General features: G+C 67.4%; 12 protein-coding genes and 3 pseudogenes. 8 read left to right on the forward strand and 7 right to left on the reverse strand.

Going from position 1 to position 15606, the window contains the following annotated elements; translation table 11 throughout:
* Positions 1-234 precede the first annotated feature (234 nt).
* Positions 235-909: a TetR/AcrR family transcriptional regulator gene (locus NF4_RS24520; RefSeq protein ID WP_063129733.1), complete on the reverse strand. Its 675-nt coding sequence runs from the start codon at positions 907-909 to the stop codon at positions 235-237.
* A gap of 334 nt (positions 910-1243) precedes the next feature.
* On the opposite strand from NF4_RS24520, the gene NF4_RS24525 reads away from it, so the two are divergent.
* Entirely contained in the window at positions 1244-1879 is a 636-nt protein-coding gene (locus NF4_RS24525) for a TetR/AcrR family transcriptional regulator C-terminal domain-containing protein (protein ID WP_063129734.1), read from the forward strand.
* 248 nt (positions 1880-2127) lie between these two features.
* The gene (locus NF4_RS24530) at positions 2128-3594 is read left to right on the forward strand and encodes an MFS transporter (protein WP_063129808.1); all 1467 of its coding nucleotides are present in this window, start codon (positions 2128-2130) and stop codon (positions 3592-3594) included.
* A gap of 417 nt (positions 3595-4011) precedes the next feature.
* On the opposite strand, the gene NF4_RS39845 is transcribed toward NF4_RS24530, so the two are convergent.
* On the reverse strand, positions 4012-4134 hold the full coding sequence (locus NF4_RS39845; RefSeq protein WP_269749653.1) for a hypothetical protein: 123 nt from the start codon (positions 4132-4134) through the stop codon (positions 4012-4014).
* 545 nt (positions 4135-4679) lie between these two features.
* Here NF4_RS39845 and NF4_RS24540 point away from each other — a divergent pair.
* The 3 genes from NF4_RS24540 to NF4_RS24550 are packed head-to-tail and all read left to right on the forward strand — an operon-like array spanning position 4680 to position 8087.
* Entirely contained in the window at positions 4680-5639 is a 960-nt protein-coding gene (locus NF4_RS24540; protein WP_063129736.1) for a quinone oxidoreductase family protein, read from the forward strand.
* Positions 5640-5679: 40 nt separating this feature from the next.
* A complete protein-coding gene (locus tag NF4_RS24545) occupies positions 5680-6885 on the forward strand; it encodes an FAD-dependent monooxygenase (RefSeq protein WP_084533418.1) in 1206 nt (401 codons plus the stop codon).
* A gap of 5 nt (positions 6886-6890) precedes the next feature.
* Positions 6891-8087 carry an FAD-dependent monooxygenase gene (locus tag NF4_RS24550; protein ID WP_063129737.1) on the forward strand — a complete coding sequence of 399 codons (1197 nt, stop codon included), beginning with the start codon at positions 6891-6893 and terminating at the stop codon, positions 8085-8087.
* Between the two features lie 16 nt (positions 8088-8103).
* Here NF4_RS24550 and NF4_RS24555 read toward each other — a convergent pair whose 3' ends face one another.
* The gene (locus tag NF4_RS24555; protein ID WP_063129810.1) at positions 8104-9543 is read right to left on the reverse strand and encodes a carboxylesterase/lipase family protein; all 1440 of its coding nucleotides are present in this window, start codon (positions 9541-9543) and stop codon (positions 8104-8106) included.
* 53 nt (positions 9544-9596) lie between these two features.
* Positions 9597-10502, reverse strand: a complete 906-nt coding sequence (locus tag NF4_RS24560) for an MBL fold metallo-hydrolase (RefSeq protein WP_063129738.1) — start codon at positions 10500-10502, stop codon at positions 9597-9599.
* Positions 10503-10639: 137 nt separating this feature from the next.
* Between NF4_RS24560 and NF4_RS24565 the strand changes: the two genes are divergently transcribed.
* The gene (locus NF4_RS24565) at positions 10640-11518 is read left to right on the forward strand and encodes a helix-turn-helix transcriptional regulator (RefSeq protein WP_063129739.1); all 879 of its coding nucleotides are present in this window, start codon (positions 10640-10642) and stop codon (positions 11516-11518) included.
* Between the two features lie 748 nt (positions 11519-12266).
* On the opposite strand, the gene NF4_RS24570 is transcribed toward NF4_RS24565, so the two are convergent.
* Positions 12267-12788, reverse strand: a complete 522-nt coding sequence (locus tag NF4_RS24570) for a nuclear transport factor 2 family protein (protein ID WP_063129740.1) — start codon at positions 12786-12788, stop codon at positions 12267-12269.
* An 87-nt stretch (positions 12789-12875) separates the two neighbouring features.
* Between NF4_RS24570 and NF4_RS24575 the strand changes: the two genes are divergently transcribed.
* On the forward strand, positions 12876-13199 hold the full coding sequence (locus NF4_RS24575) for an ArsR/SmtB family transcription factor (RefSeq protein ID WP_198165459.1): 324 nt from the start codon (positions 12876-12878) through the stop codon (positions 13197-13199).
* A gap of 69 nt (positions 13200-13268) precedes the next feature.
* Here the strand turns inward: NF4_RS24575 and NF4_RS24580 are convergent.
* Positions 13269-14421: pseudogene (locus tag NF4_RS24580) on the reverse strand (IS630 family transposase).
* Positions 14398-14532: pseudogene (locus tag NF4_RS40295) on the reverse strand (transposase); the annotation flags it as partial. The pseudogenes NF4_RS24580 and NF4_RS40295, both read right to left, overlap by 24 nt.
* A gap of 224 nt (positions 14533-14756) precedes the next feature.
* Here NF4_RS40295 and NF4_RS40300 point away from each other — a divergent pair.
* A pseudogene (locus NF4_RS40300) lies at positions 14757-15149 on the forward strand (helix-turn-helix domain-containing protein); the annotation flags it as partial.
* Positions 15150-15606: the final 457 nt, after the last annotated feature.

Here is a 15606-nt window from a genome sequence, read left to right on the forward strand (position 1 = left end):
GAGGCAAGGAAACAGTCGACATCGGCCGCTCGGACGGCGCCGCGAACGCGAGACCGGGGTCGCGAAGTCCGCAATATTTCTTCAGGTATCGAGTCGGTCATGCGTGCAGCAGCCCCATGACCTCGACGTGGCAGAAACACATACCGCACAGGGCCGCAGCGTTCTCACCACCACGAAGCCCGTGCCGGGCACAGCGTGGTTCGTTGCCCTGGCGCTGGGAGTTGAAACGTCCGCTCAGGTATTTTTCGAGGTTCCAGCGTATTCGAGGCCGAACACTGTTCTCAGCCACACGGTCGTCACCGTCTCGACCATATCTTCCATGCGGATCGCGTTCGCGCTGCGCATGCTCATGAGACCGAGGTTTCTCTCACCCATCCACATGAGCGCTGCCGCCAGGGAGCGGGCCGGCGGCCCGTCGATAGCCACACCAGCGGCTCTGTCGCGCTCGATAGCGGCGGCGGCAGCATCGATGAATCCACCCAAGATTTTGTCCCACTGAGCCTGTAAGGCAGGTTCCGCCGCCGCGGCATCACCGACTTCACGAAGAATGTGCCCGTGCCGCTCCCATACATCTATAACTTCGGAGACCGCATGCTCTATCGCAACCTCTGGCGGAACTCCGGCCGGCCGATCGAAAATCATTGCGGATGCTTTGAAAACATCGTCGGTAACGCTCGAAAGAAGCGCCGAAAGCACCTGCCACTTGGATTCGAAATAGAAATAGAAGGAGGATCGCGACAATCCTGCGCTCTTGGTGAGATCATCGATCGAGACCGTACGCATCGACTCGGTGCGCAGTGTTTCATAAGCTCCCTCGAGGATCGCTCGCTCTCGCATGTCGCCCTTGAGGTTCCGCCTACCGGCCCGGGGCTCGGTACCGTTGAGACCATTTGAGAACGAAGCCGCCATGCCCCTATCGTAGTGACAGGTCCCCGGTAACGTGACAACGCACCTTCAGAGTCGGATCGTTGTCATCGGAATTCGATTGGCGAGTTGTTGCACCCCGGGATTGCCGGCAATCCACAACCGACGCCGCCAGGAGCTGACCGACACTGATCAGAGGCGGGACTGGCCTGCGCCGAGCACACGGTACTGTCCGCCGCCGAACGGCGGATCCGGGAAGTCCGCACAGACGGGTGCCGCGTCCGGGGCGCTGACGACCGCAGCACGCATGAGATGACTATTCAACCAAGTTGATCTCCGATGTCGGCAACAGTGCCTTAACTTCGTTAAGGTGCCAACTGTGACCAAAGGAATCACGCGGGAGCAGATCGTGACGACAGCACTCGATCTGCTCAACGAGCAGGGCATGGACGCCCTCACCGTCCGTGCGCTCGCATCCCGGCTCGACGTGAAGGCCCCCGCCCTGTACTGGCACGTCCGCAACAAACAGGAACTGCTCGACGAAATGGCCACCTTCGTCATGCGACGCGTCACCGAAGCCCTCGCGGCGATCCCGCGCGGCGGCGACTGGCGTGACGATGTATTCGCCTACGCCCGCGTCTTGAGGTCGGAGTATCTGATGCACCGGGATGGGGCGCGCATCTTCAGCGGCACGCGTTTCGCCGACCCCGAAGTGGTGAAGGCGAAAGAATCGTGGCTCGAGCGCTTGACGGCGGCCGGGTTCTCCCTGCCCGAGGCCGACGACACCCTGGACCTGGTCACCGCCTTCGTAGTCGGCTTCGTCATCGAAGAGCAGGAGCGCAGCCCGTCCGCCGACACCGACCCCGCTCGATACTCGCTCACCGGACGTGACGCGTGGCTCGGCGAAGGCGCCGAGCTGGTCAAGGCCGCCGGACATCTCCGCGACGACGGCGACCCGAGATTCGAACGGCAACTCGGCATCCTCCTCGACGGGCTCGCACATCGGCTGCACTGACGACCGATCAGCCGTTCCGACCCTCACAACAGGCGGCTGCACCGGGGGCGTAGAACTCCGCGCACACCGGCGCGACATCGGACCCGGTGACGACCGCCGCCCGCACGGCACCCTCCTCATCCGAGTTCAGCCGACCGATTGCCACCGCTCCTTAACTTAGTTAAGCTGCGACCACGGGGAAGGGAATCACTCGGGAACAGACCGTGGCGGCAGCGCTGAAACTGCTCGACCATCGCAAAGGAGCTTTCGTGAACACCACGCCTGACACCGGCCTGCCACCGGGCACGACACGGCACAGAAGGTGGAACAAGCGCCTCGCCGCACAGATCGCCGCACTCCTCATCGGCAATCTGATGGCGGATACCGTGCTCGTAGCGCCGCTACTGTTCCTCCCGCAGATGCTCGAGCACTTCCAGACCGATCAGGCGGCCTGGATCAGCTCCAGCGCGGTACTCGCCGGTGCGCTGTGGGCCCCGCTGCTGGGCCGGAGCGCCGACCTACGCGGCAAACGCCGGATGCTCGTCAGCACGCTGCTCATCGGCTGCACCGGCTCCGTCATCTGCGTGATAGCTCCCGACATGCTGATTTTCACCCTCGGACGTCTCGCCCAAGGCGCCGTCATCGCGTCGATCTTCCTCTCCGCCGCGATCGTCCGCGAACTCTGCGAACCACGGATCGCAATGCCCGCGGTCGGGATCGTCACCACCGGCACAGCAGTGCTCAACCTCGGCGCCGCCTTCCTCTACGAGAATCTGGTCGCCGAGTTCGGCTTCCGCATCATCTTCGTGACGGCAGCCGCACTCGGCGCCACCGCCGCCGTTGCCGTGCGCGCCGTCATCCCCGAATCCACAACCATTACGCCGGGCCGGCTCGACGTCGGCGGCGCCCTCCTACTGGGCGCCGGCCTGGTCACGGTGCTCGGCTACATCAGCCTGGGGCCGGAGATCGGCTGGTTCGGCGTGGTCCCGTTCGCCATTCTCGGCGCCGGTGTGACCACGCTGGCGTACTGGGTACGGCACTCCCGGCGGGCCACCGATCCTGTGATCGACATCAGCAACCTCGGGCGGCCCCTCCTGCTCACGCTGCTCGTCATCGTGCTCGCTACGGGTGCGACACAGAGCATGGACCAGCTCCTCAGCTTGATCGCCCAGGTCTCGCACGAGCAGCGGCTCGGTTACGGGCTCGACGCCCAGGGCATGCTGGGACTACTGTTCGGGATTCCCGCCGTCGGGGTTGTCGTCGGTGGAGTGCTCTCGGGCTGGCTCGCGACCCGGATCGGACCGGCGGCCACGCTGGCCGCCGCCACGACGGTCGGCACCGCCGGCGCCGCCGGAATGCTCACCGGGGCGTCCTGGCTGCCCGCCGCGATCGCCTGCTCCTTTCTGCTGCAGTGCACGATGGGTGCGCTCCTGACCACCGGATTCAACCTGGCCGGGTTGCTCGTGTCGGCCGATCGTCAGGCTGCGGTCTCGAGCATGGTTTCGGTCGTGGGCGCGTTCGGCTCGGTGGTCATGACGTTCGTGGGGGCAGCCGTGCTCTCGTCCACCCAGACGATCATCGACGGGACGGCGGTGAACTCCGCGACGGGCGTGTACAGCTATATCGCGATCGCGGCCGCCACGCTGGCGACCGCCACCGTGCTCGCCCTCGGCCTGGCCCGCCGACGTCGATCCCCGATGGCCAGCCGTGCTCATGAGAGCGGTCAGCCTCGCTGACACTGCCTCGCCACCCACGATGACCAGGCATTTCCAATGGCTCCAGTGCGGTAGCCGTAGCACGCTTTGCCGACGTTGTAGCCCTGACCGGAGCGGGTCTCGAACGCCGATGTTCTGGACGAGACCCGCCGCCGCGAAGCCGGCAACATGCAGACGGCGTTCAACGTCGGCGTGGCCGGAGTGGTCCTGGGCGACGTGCCGCCCCGCCCTCGGCGCGCCGGCCGACTTCCGTCGAGACGGCGGCGACGCCGCCCCGCTCGATCCGGACCGAGAGCTCCCCGGCACGAGTCCAGCCTTGCCGAGCGTCGAACGGACGCCGGAACAGCCGGCAGTGCAGATTGTCTGATCCTATGGTCTTCGGTCTTTCCTCCGCCGTTCGACGTCGCCGTCGCGGATTCCCCGCCTGACGAACTCACTTCAGTCCCTCTTGCCCGCGGCGGCCGGTGGCACGACCTCGATCACCGCGCCGGGCACCACTTCCGACGCCGGCCCGCGCGGGACGGCCGCGAGATCCACATCCACCGCGCAGACCGCGATCACGCCGGGAAAGGCAGCCGGTCGGTCACCGGGTCGCCCTGTTGCGTGCTGTTCGCGGCGGACGCCAGGATCAACACGTCCTGGGCCACGGCCCGGTGCTGTGATGCCGACCCCGCGCTGCACCTTGCCCGCGAGCTGCGACGTGTGCGCGTCCACGTCGGTGAAGACAGCAGCCCGAATTCAGTGGGGTCAGCTGTTTCCCGACGGATCCCCGGGGTCGTCACGTCAGGCCCGGCGGCCGCTCGTGCCTGCTCGCAGGCGCGTATGACTGGTCGGGCGGTAAGCCCGTCGAGGACGATGCCGAGATGCCGTTCGAACCGCTGGTCGCCGTCGTCGTGAAAGTGCCCGGCCTCCTTCACCAGTGACGCGCCTTCGCCGAGCCAGACGTCACGCTCGGTAGCCGAGTAGCGCGTCGGATCGTCGCGGCGGACTGGCGTCGCTCCTGCTCCTCGATGACGAAGCCCACGACCAAGAGCAAGAGCGAATTGACAACTTAACTTTGTTAAGTAATGCTGATTACAGCGTTTAACTTAGTTAAGGAGAATCTGATGCGTGCTGCAGTCGTCACCGCCCCCGATATGTCGCCTGTCTGCGGCGACTTCCCCGAGCCGACGGTCCCACCCGGTCACGAGCCGCTGAACCTCGTCGGCGCCGGCCTGCACAACATCGTTCGCGGGCTGACCACCGGGCGGCACTACGGCCGAGGGCAGATGACGTATCCACTGGTGCCGGGCATCGACGCGGTCGCTCGCACCGGCGACGGGCGCCTGGTCTACACCGGATACGCGCGTCCACCCTTCGGGACGATGGCCGAACGGCTGGTCGCGCCCTTCCAAGCGGAGGTCCCGGCGGGAGCGGATCCACTCGCGATCGCCGCAGGCATGAACCCCGGCCTCTCGGGCTGGATGGTCCTCACCGCGCGACGCAAGGAAATAGGGGCGCTGGGCACCGTACTGGTGCTGGGCGCCACGGGGATGTCGGGCAGCCTTGCCGTGCAGGGGGCGTTGGCGCTAGGGGCCGAGCGGGTCATCGCGGCCGGACGCGATCCGGAGGCGCTGGAGCGGCTGCGTGGCGCGGGAGCGACGACCGTGTCGCTGGCCCACGACGGACCCGACGGCATGGAGAAGGCCCTGGCTGATGCGGTATCCGAGACATCGCCCGGTCTCGTGCTGGATTACCTGTGGGGGCCCGTCGCCGAAGCCGTCTTCGCCGTGCTGGGTCGCAGCGGCGAGGACACCGAGGCGAACACGGCCTACGTGCAGATCGGCTCGCTCGCGGGCTTGGAGGCGTCGCTGCCCGCGGACCTGCTGCGCAGCAGGCGGATCCGGATCACCGGGAGCGGCGTCGGATCGCGGTCCGCCGAGGAGATGCTCGCCGAGGCGCCCGAGGTCATGGCCCGCTTCGCCGACGGGTCCCTGCAGCTGCCCTACACCGTGTTCCCGCTGAGCCGGATCGGCGAGGCGTGGGCACACACCGGCCGCAGCCGCGCCGTCGTCGTGCCCGATTGAGCCGTCCATCCATCAGAACGTGACCGGAGAGAGGAAACCCATGCAGAAGAGGGCACTGGTGGTGGGGCTCGGAATCGCGGGGATGTCCGCGGCCATCGGGCTGCGCCGGGCCGGTTGGACGCCGGTGATCGTCGAACGAGCAGCCGAGCGTCGGACGGGGGGCTACTTCATCTTCATGTTCCCGGAGGGTGTGCAGGCCGCGGCCGACCTGGGGATCGCCGACCACTTGCACACCCGCAACCCGGAATGGCGCCCGGGCGGGAACTCGTGGTCGGTGGATCACCGGGGCAGGCGGAAGCCGGCTCTGGGATTGCTGGACGCGCCCAGCGGGCTGGCAGCGGTGCTGCGCGGCGACATCGAGGCCGCGTTGTGGCAAGGCATCACCGGCAACGCGACCGAGGACGCGGTCGAGGTGCGGTTCGCGACCACTCCGGTCGACATCACCGAGGGCGCCGGCGGGGTGCGGGTCCTGCTCGAGGACGCCGGCACCGGGAAGCAGTACCGCGAGGACTTCGATCTCGTGGTCGGCGCGGACGGGATGCGCTCGAGCGTGCGCCGAATGGTGTTCGGTCCGGACGAGGACTACCTGGCGAACTGGAAGGCGATGATCTGCGCGTTCCAGATGAAGGAGCAAGTGCCCTCCTACGAGGCAAGCCACAGCATCATCGTCTCGCGCCCCAAGCGTGCGATGTGGGTGTTCGGACTCGCCGACCACGCGCCCTGCGCATGGCTGACCTACCGCACCGACGACATTCCGGACCGGTTCGCCGGGCCGTCGATCGAGCAGGTGCGCGCGGCTTTCTCCGGGATGGACGACGACCCCGTGGTGCGCCACGTCCTGGACTCCCTGGAGCAGGCCCCTGACCACGTGTTCGACTCGATCCACCAGGTGAAGATGCCCCGGTGGAGCACGGGGCGGGTCGTACTGGTGGGGGACGCGGCCTGGTGCATGAACACCTACTCGGCCATGGGCTCCTCGTCCTCGCTGCGCGGCGGCGCCGCACTGGGCGAGCACCCCGACGACCTCGCCGCCGCGCTGGACGCCTGGGAAACCGGCCTGCGTCCCTACATCACCAGCCAGCGGCGCTCCGCACGGATCAAGCAACAGCGGTTCGTCCCGTCCAGCCGCCCGGTCCAGGTGCTGGTTTCGAGCGTTCTCGAACTGGTCCGCAGGGTCGTCCACCGCCGGCTGGCAGCGGAGTTCACCGCGGCGGCGGCCGCTGCCCCGTCCGGCGCGACGCGGTGACAGCCATGCGGAAGAGGGCGTTGGTGGTCGGGCTCGGAATCGCGGGGATGTCCGCGGCCATCGGGCTGCGCCGGGCCGGCTGGACGCCGGTGATCGTCGAACGGGCGCCCGAGCGGCGTACCGGGGGCTATTTCGTCGGGCTGTTCCCGGAGGGTCGGCAGGCCGCGGTCGACCTGGGCATCGCCGACCACCTGCACACCCGCAACCCGCAACGGGCGGCCCGCGCGAATTCGTGGTCGGTGGATCGCAGGGGCAGGCGCAGGCCGGCTCTGGGATTCCTGGATCAGCCCGGGGAGCCGGCAGCGGTGCTGCGCGGCGACATCGAGGCCGCGCTGTGGCAGAACATCACCGGCGTCGAGGTGCGGTTCGGGACCACTCCGGTCACGATCACCGAGGGTCCTGCCGAGGTGCAGGTTCTGCTCGAGAAGGCCGACACCGGTGCGCAGTACCGCGAGAGCTTCGACATGGTCGTCGGCGCGGACGGGATGCGCTCGAGCGTGCGCCGGATCGTGTTCGGTCCGGACGAGGACTACCTGACCACATGGAACGCGATGATTTGCGCCTTCCAACTGAAGGAGCAGGTGCCGTCGTACGAGGCGAGTGACAGCATCATCATTGCGCGCGCGAAGCGGGCAATGTGGGTGTTCGGGCTCGCCGACCACGCGCCCACCGCGCTGCTGACGTACCGGACGACAGACATCCAGGAGCAGTTCAGCGGGTCACGGGTCCAGCGGCTGCGCTCGGTCTATTCCGGAATGGACGATCCCGTGGTGCGGCACGTCCTGGACTCCCTGGAAGAGGCCCCTGACCACCTGTTCGACTCGGTGCACCAGGTGCGGATGCCACGGTGGAGCAAGGGTCGGGTCGTGCTGGTGGGGGATGCGGCGTGGTGCATGAACCTCTACTCGGGCATGGGTGCCACGTCCTCGCTTCGCGGGGGCGCCGCGCTGGGCGTGGCTCTGCTGGAACACCCCGACGACCTCGCCGCCGCGCTGGACACCTGGGAAACCGGCCTGCGTCCGTTCATCACCAAGCACCAGCGCACCGCGCGGCTCAAGCAGCAGATGTTCGTCCCCTCCAGCCGTCGGGCCGAGGCGCTGCGGTCGGTCCTCCTCGGTCTGATCCGCAGAATCCGCGGCCGTCGGCCGGTGACGGAGGCGGGCGGCCCGCGGACCCGGGCGTTGTCCGGCACGTCGCGGTGAGAACGATGGGGATCTTTCAGCCACCCAAGGCTTCCGCCTGCGGCCACCGCGGGTCGTACGCCGCCCAGCCGGGGTCGCCGTGGGTCGCGAAGGCGACCCAGGCGCCGTGCACGCGGGCCGCGAGCCCGGCGGGCGCCGGGTCGGGACCGAGCAGACCGGCGTCGCCGTGCAGCCACGGTTCATCGGCGATGTCGAACACAAAGGGCAGCTCGACCGTGTGGGTGGCGCCCAGCCGACCGTCCAAAGCCGTCGAGCGGTAGCCGAACGAGTAAACATGGGTGCGGCCACCGGACAGCCGGGCGTGGGCCTCGGTCATCCGAGCGGTGCCGGCCCCGAAGAGGCCTTCGCCCAGCACCGCGGAGCGCAACTCGCCCGGGGTCGCCCCCGGGCGGGCCGCCCGATGAGCCGCGACGACGGCGGCGGGGTCCGCGCCGACCTTCGCCGCGACTGCGAGCACATCGTCGTCCATGGACGACTCCAGCTTGCCCTGCGGTACCAGGTATAGATGGCCCTCTTCGGTGTTGGTGCCAATGAGCAGGCCGACTTCTCCGCCCGGCCCCTCCGCCAGGGCGTCGGCCGGCTGCACGGGCAGGACCAGGGAGAACGGGCTCAGCTCGACGAGTGGGTCCGTGGCCGTCGCGGTCCGCAGGTCGATCCCCGCGAGATCCGGCAGGATCTCGAGAAACCTCTCGTCCGGGATCTCGGCGAATGCCTCCGCGGTGGGCGGCACGCCCAGCGCCCGGGCAGCCGCCGCGGTGACCCGCTGCGCCTGTTCGGGGGTGAAGGCGCCGGTGCCGCTGCCGCTCTGGATGATCGCGCGCCGGAACAGCCCCTTGGCTTCCGGCGTCGCCAGCAGGGCTCCGGTGATGGTGGCACCAGCGGACTGGCCGAACAGCGTGACGTTCGCGGGATCGCCACCGAACGCAGCTATCGTGTCCCGCACCCAGCCGAGCGCGGCGAGGACGTCGAGCAGCCCGCGGTTGGCGGGGGCTCCGTCCAGGTCGAGGAAGCCGGGGATGCCGACGCGGTAGTTCACCGTCACCAGCACCACGCCGTCGCGGGCGAACGCCCGGCCGTCGTAGAGCGCGGCGCGGGTGGAACCGGTGACGAATCCGCCGCCGTGCACGAAGACCATGACCGGCCGCTTCCCGCCGTCCGCGCCGGGCGTGCGGACGTCGACAGTCAGGTATTCCTCGCCGCGCACCCAGCCCGGGCCGAAGTAGGGGATCATGTCGAGCCGCCCGAAGTCCCGGGCAGGCTGCGGCGCGGTCGGCGACGGTGCGGTGGCGTCCCGGACACTGGACCAGCCCGGGTGGGACGCCGGTGGCGCGAACCGGCCGGCGCCTCTGGGTGCCGCCGCGTAGGGGACGGCGCGGTAGAACTCGCCGAATCGGTCACGAACACCGCGTACGGCGCCCGCCGGGGTCTCTACGATCGGATTTGCCTGCTGGGGCACGGGAAATTCATCCTCTCTCGGGTTACTGCGGGGCAGGGCCGGCCCCACCGGGCTCAGGCGATGCGGGAGAAGCCCGCCCACTCCTTGATGGCGAACTTCGACCCGTCGCGCTCGACCTCGGCGCCGCCCTGGCCGCCGAGGTGCGCGGGGAAGACCAGCGCGTTGTCCTCGGCCGCGCGGCCGAGGAGCTTGTGGCGAGTCACCCGAGCTTCGGCCGGGTCCTCGCAGAAGCAGGAGTTGGTCTCCGGCTCCACGAGCTGTAACGGGGTGTGCACCAGATCGCCGACGAACAGCGCACGGTCGCCGCCCGACTCCAAGGTCAGCACGGACGACCCGGGGGTGTGGCCGGGCGCGAGATCCAGCCGGAGGTTCCGGTCGATCCGGCACGAGCCGTCCCACAGGTGGATCAGCCCGGCCTCGTGCACCGGAACGACGCTGTCCTCGAAGACGTTCTGGTTGCCGCGACCCAGCAGCGGTTCGTGGTTGTTGGCCGGATTCCAGAAGTCGAAGTCCTGCCGCGTGATCAGGTACGTAGCGTTCGGGAAGGTCGGCACCCAGGTCCGGCCGTCGAGGTAGGTGTTCCAGCCCACGTGGTCGATGTGCAAATGGGTGTTGATGACGACGTCGACGTCTTCGGGCCGGACACCGGCGGCGGCGAGGTTGTCCAGGAAGTTCGTGTCCAGCCGGTTCCAGACGGGCGCGTAGGGACGGTCCTTGTGGTTGCCGACCCCGGTGTCGACGAGGATGGTGCGGCCTTCGCTGCGCAACAGCCAGGTCTGGATAGCCGAGAGGCATTCGCCGGTGCCGGTGTCCAAAAAGTCCGGCGCGAGCCAACTCTGGTGCTCGTCCCAGACGCCGTCGGGGCTGTCGGGGAAGAAGTCCGCGGGGCCCATCTCGACGGAGCCGTAGTACTCCTTGACACGGGTGACGGTCACGTCACCCAGCTCGATCTGATCCATGATCACTCCTCGTGAATCGAGGGCGGCTGCCCTGGCAGGTCGAGCCTGATCGTGTCCGCGCGCGGCAACCAGCCCCGCCTTGTCCTACCCCCGGCAGGGTGTGGCTGGGCGGTGCCGTTGGCGTGGATAGTGGAGTGATGGACGGACCAAGCCCGCTCGGCGACTTCCTGCAGGCACGGCGGGCCAGGCTACGCCCGGAAGACGTGGGTCTCCACGACCTCGGGCCACGCCGACGGGTGGCGGGGCTGCGCCGGGAGGAGCTGGCGCAGCTGGCAGGGGTGAGCGTCGACTACTACACACGTCTCGAGCAGGGCCGTTCGAAGAGTGCCTCGCCGCAGGTGCTCGACGCCCTCGCCGATGCACTCCGGCTCGACGACACCGAACGCACCCATCCGCACACCATCGCAAAACCGGCACCGGCACGCCGCAGGCGCCCCGACCGGCCGCAGCAACTGCACCCAGCGACACGATCACTGCTCTGTAACCTCGACGCGGCCCTCCGGCCCGCCTTCGTCCTCGGCCGCCGCCTCGACGTGCTCGGGCACAACCACCTCGCGGGCCGGCTGATCACCGACTTCGAAACACTGCCCACCTCGGAACGCAACCAGGCCACGTTCGTCTTCCTCGACCCCCACGCGCGTGAGCTCTACGCCGATTGGGAGCAGGTCGCCGCCGATACCGCAGCCATGCTCCGCGTCGATGCCGGCAAGCACCCCGACGACCCGCAGCTCGGCCGGCTCGTCGGTGAGCTGTCGATCCACAGTCCCGAGTTCCGCCGCCTCTGGGCCCGCAACCACGTCCACCAGCGCACCACCGGGACCAAGCGCTACCACCACCCGCTGGTCGGCGACCTCACCATCAGCTACCAGGCGCTCATCATCGCCGACGACCCCGATCAGACCCTCATCATCTACGACACAAAACCCGACTTGCCCTCGGCCCACGCCCTCAGGCTCCTCGCCGAGGGCACCGGAGGCAGCCGGACCGCGTGGGACACACACTCGACATCGATCTGAGGGGAGTATCCGTTCACCGGCTCGCGCCCACCGGTCGGCTGTGCCCCCGACGGCGATCCAAGTCGCCGACCGCCGGCACTTGTAGAACACAATCTGGTGCGAGCACCGGAGAAGGTGGTTGCGCACGGCCGCTGCCGACCCGCGAAACCACCACCGCCAGCGCGCAATCCTCGAGAGCGCATGTGCCGCGAGCCGTGACCGCTCCGAGACCGAGCCCGCGGCTCGAGAGCCAACGCACAGATCACGCATCGAGAGGTTTCGCGCACGACGCGGATGAGCACGGCCGCCCAGTCTTCGCCACCGACGAAATCTACTAGCGGCCTCGAGCCGCCGTCGACGACGGTGAGCATGCGGTCGAGTTGGGCGTGTTGCTCGGGCGCGCCGGCCACGGAGAGCACGCCCGCGAGGATGCCGCCGACGTCGACCGGGTCGATGTCGCTGCGCAGTGCTCCCGCTTCGGTCAGGGGAGGCAACTCCGGCGTCGTGACATCGGCGCGAATCCGATTGCACCCGGTACCTTCCGTCGTGACCGGAACCATCCTCTACCGGTTGGGCAGACCTCTCGCGTACTCGCCGATCTCGGCGAGATCCTGCAAGGCAGCCCGGATGAGTTGACGGTGGCCGTCGGCCTTCTTTCCGGCGTGGACGGAGCTCCGGTGGTCGGCGCGCCCACGTGGTCGGGAATCCTGAACGCGGGAGCTGCCGAGAACGGGTCGGCGCACGGGCACAGAGCGCTGGCCGGTCGGTGTCAGATCGGGTCGATTCCGGCGATCATCGGCGGGGTGTCGACGACCGGGAACGTCTGGAAATATAGGTGCTCGATGCGGCGCAGCCGGATCCTCCATCCCTCGGACGTGCGGACCCAGTCGTCGTGCCAGTAGCCCACAGCGTGGGTATTGGTTTTGCCGTCGCGGCTCATGTGCGTGTGCCAGTGTGGGGCCATCGAGTGAGCGGTGTCGCCGTCGATGGTGACGGTGGCGTGTCCCTCAATGTGCTGCCAGGCGTTGAAGGAGAACCCCAGGCCTTCCTTGCCACCGACGAGGTCCTTGCCGCGCATTAGTTCCGCGTAGTCGCCGAGGTTGAAGATCTGCCCTCCGGCATCGGTTGCATCGATCACGGCGTCGGGTGTAAAGAGCTGGCCCCACTGTGCAAGGACATTTCCGTCCTCACTGTCGGCCTGGTGCAGGTCCTGTCCCAGCCCGTAGAGGGCGACCTTGTCCTGGATCTCCAGTCGGTCGAGCAGGTATTGGATCCGGTCAGTGTCACTCATGGCTCTCCTCGGGGCTTGATACCGGTCAGCATAAAAATGACATTTCCAAAACTGTGGAAATATGGTTGCTACGCTAGCATGGGTTTCATGCAGCGCAAACCTCGAATGTCAGCACCCATGCCGCTTCCAGATATGGCCCGGCTGTTCGCAGTGCTGGGTGACGAGAGCCGACTGGCGGTCGTGAGACTTTTGCTCGACGGCGAGCTCCGGACGGCCGGCCAGATCGCGGAGCAAGTGTCGCTGCCGACTTCGACGTGTTCCTATCATCTGACCAAGCTCCTGAATGCCGGCGTCACCACATGCCGGACCCAGGGCGCCTTCCGATTCCCAGTCCTGCGCCGCGCCGAACTCGAGCAGCAGTTTCCGGGCATCCTCGACATTATCGCACAGGTCGTGCCGCAGGCCGCCTGATGACATGCTCGGCCGGACGCCGACGTCTTGGGCATGTTCGATCCGGGCGCGTCGACGGGCGCCCCCCACCTAGTGTCCTGGTCCCGAAATCTTCGCCATATATTTGGCGAGGGAGTCGAGGATCTCGTCAGCGGTCTTGCGCCAGGTGAACGGTTTCGGGTCAGCGTTCCAGTTCTCGATCCAGCCCTTGACGTCTTTCTCCAGTGCTGCAACGCTTTTGTGGACGCTGCGTCGCAGGAGTTGGTCGGTGAGGAGCCCGAACCAGCGTTCGACCTGGTTGATCCATGAGGATCCGGTCGGGGTGAAATGCATGTGGAAGCGCGGGTGCTTGGCGAGCCAGGCGTTGACGACCGGGGCCTTGTGGGTGGCCAGGTTGTCACACACCACATGCACGTCCAGGCCGGCCGGCACGGCTTTGTCGATTGCGACCAGGAATTTCTTGAACTCGGCCGCTCGGTGCTGTGGGTAGAGCTGGGAGATCACGGTGCCATCGGAGATGTTGAATGCGGCGAAAAGGTCGCTCACGCCGTGACGGACGTAGTCATGGCTACGGCGTTCGGGCATGCCGGGCATCATGGGAAGAACCGGCTGGGAACGGTCGAGCGCCTGCATCCCGGACTTCTCGTCCACGCACAGGACCACGGCCCGCTCCGGCGGGTTGTGGTAGAGGCCCACGACATCGACGACCTTGTCCACGAACTGCGGATCGTTGGACAGTTTGAACCCGTCGACCAGAATGCGGCTTCAAATCGAACTTGCCCCAGATACGGCCTATCGTGCTGCGCGACAGGCCAGTTCGCTTGGCCATCGATGCCCGTGACCAGTGCGTCGCGTTCGGCGGCATCTGTTCCAGTGTGGTGACCACCACGTCCTCGACCTGATCGAGCAGGATCGAGGGTGGCCGCCCCCGGCGAGGCTCATCGATCAGACCCCCGAGCCGTCGCTCGACGAACCGGCTCCGCCAACGAGCCACAGTACTTTCCATCACCCGGAGATCGGCCGCGACCCGCTTGTTCGACGCTCCCGCAGCACAGGCCAACACGATCCGAGCCCGCAACACCAAAGCCTGCGAGGTCTTCGCCCGCCGCGACCAGCGCCTCAACTGTTCGGCCTCGTCGCCGGTCAACACCACATCGGCAGTCGGACGACCCGACCGACGCGCATCGCGTAGTCCGTCCAACCTGGACTCGGCGAACCGCTTACGCCACTTGCCCACCGTCATTGCCGACACACCGAGATCGGCAGCCAGCCGCTCGTACACCACACCCGGCTCGGCGCACGCGAGCACGATCCGCGCTGCACGGCCTCCCGCTCCGACCCTGAAACCGACCACGCGACAAGCCTTTCCCGCTCAGCACTGGTCAACTCGAACTCGGCATCAGCACGCCCCGAAAACGACACGCACCAACCATACTCAATAACAGCGCAAATTTCGGGACCAGGACACTAGTGTTCCGCGCCTGAAATCCGTTGGTTAATTGTAGGATCCGGCGGCGGCAAGGACAGGGCGGCCGCGGCCTGGGGCCGGATCTGGTAGTGACCGAGACGCAGCGTCGGGAGTTAGTGCGGGGTGCGCGGGCAGCGACCTCGACGCAGGCGTATGCATTGCGGTGCCGGATCGTGCCGGCGTGCGCCGAGCCGGGTGCGTTCAACACCCACGTTGCTGCCGAGTTGGGCGTATCGGCGATGACGGTGCGTAAATGGCGAGGTCGCTTCATCGAGTACGGACTGGCAGGTCTGGCCGATGAGCCGCGGCCGGACCGGCCACCGTCGATCCTGCTGGATCAGGTGCAGGGTACGCCCGCGCGCCGCACCCACGACTATGCCCGGCACGGCACCACCAGCCTGTTCGCCGCGTTCAACATCGCCGACGGCACCGTGATCGGCGAACAGCACCGCCGCCATCGCGTCATCGAGTTCCTGACCAGCATCGACAAGGCCATGCCCGCCGCCGGAGGGTTATTCCCGAATCCGGTCGCGCGCATACTGTATCGCCTTATTCGAAGGCCAGCGAGCGAGGAAGGCAACACCTTTGCCGCCGGTAGTAATCGGGCGAAGAACAACGACAATGGCTTGACCAGCGGTGATGACGGACTATCCGGTGTCGGTGTTTCGGGAAGGGTTATCGGCGGTGCGGGTCGAGGCAGAGGAGGCTGGTGATGCTGCGCATAGCTGCTGGTGAGGGTTTGAAGTAGCAGCGGAGGTTGTCGGCCTTGCGGCGTTGGGATTACTTTCCGGTTTGATGGGCCAGTTCGGTGAGCAGGTCGATGGCGTGGTTCTGTTCCAACTGGATCGTGGATGGCGGCACGCTTAAGATCGCCCGAACCGAGCAATCGCGGCAGACACCGGATTCCGGAATGCGCCTCCCGATATCCAACTATGACGGCGAGGCACGCGCCACACCTAC

The sequence above is a fragment of the Nocardia fusca NBRC 14340 genome (assembly GCF_001618425.1).
GTDB lineage: Bacteria > Actinomycetota > Actinomycetes > Mycobacteriales > Mycobacteriaceae > Nocardia > Nocardia fusca.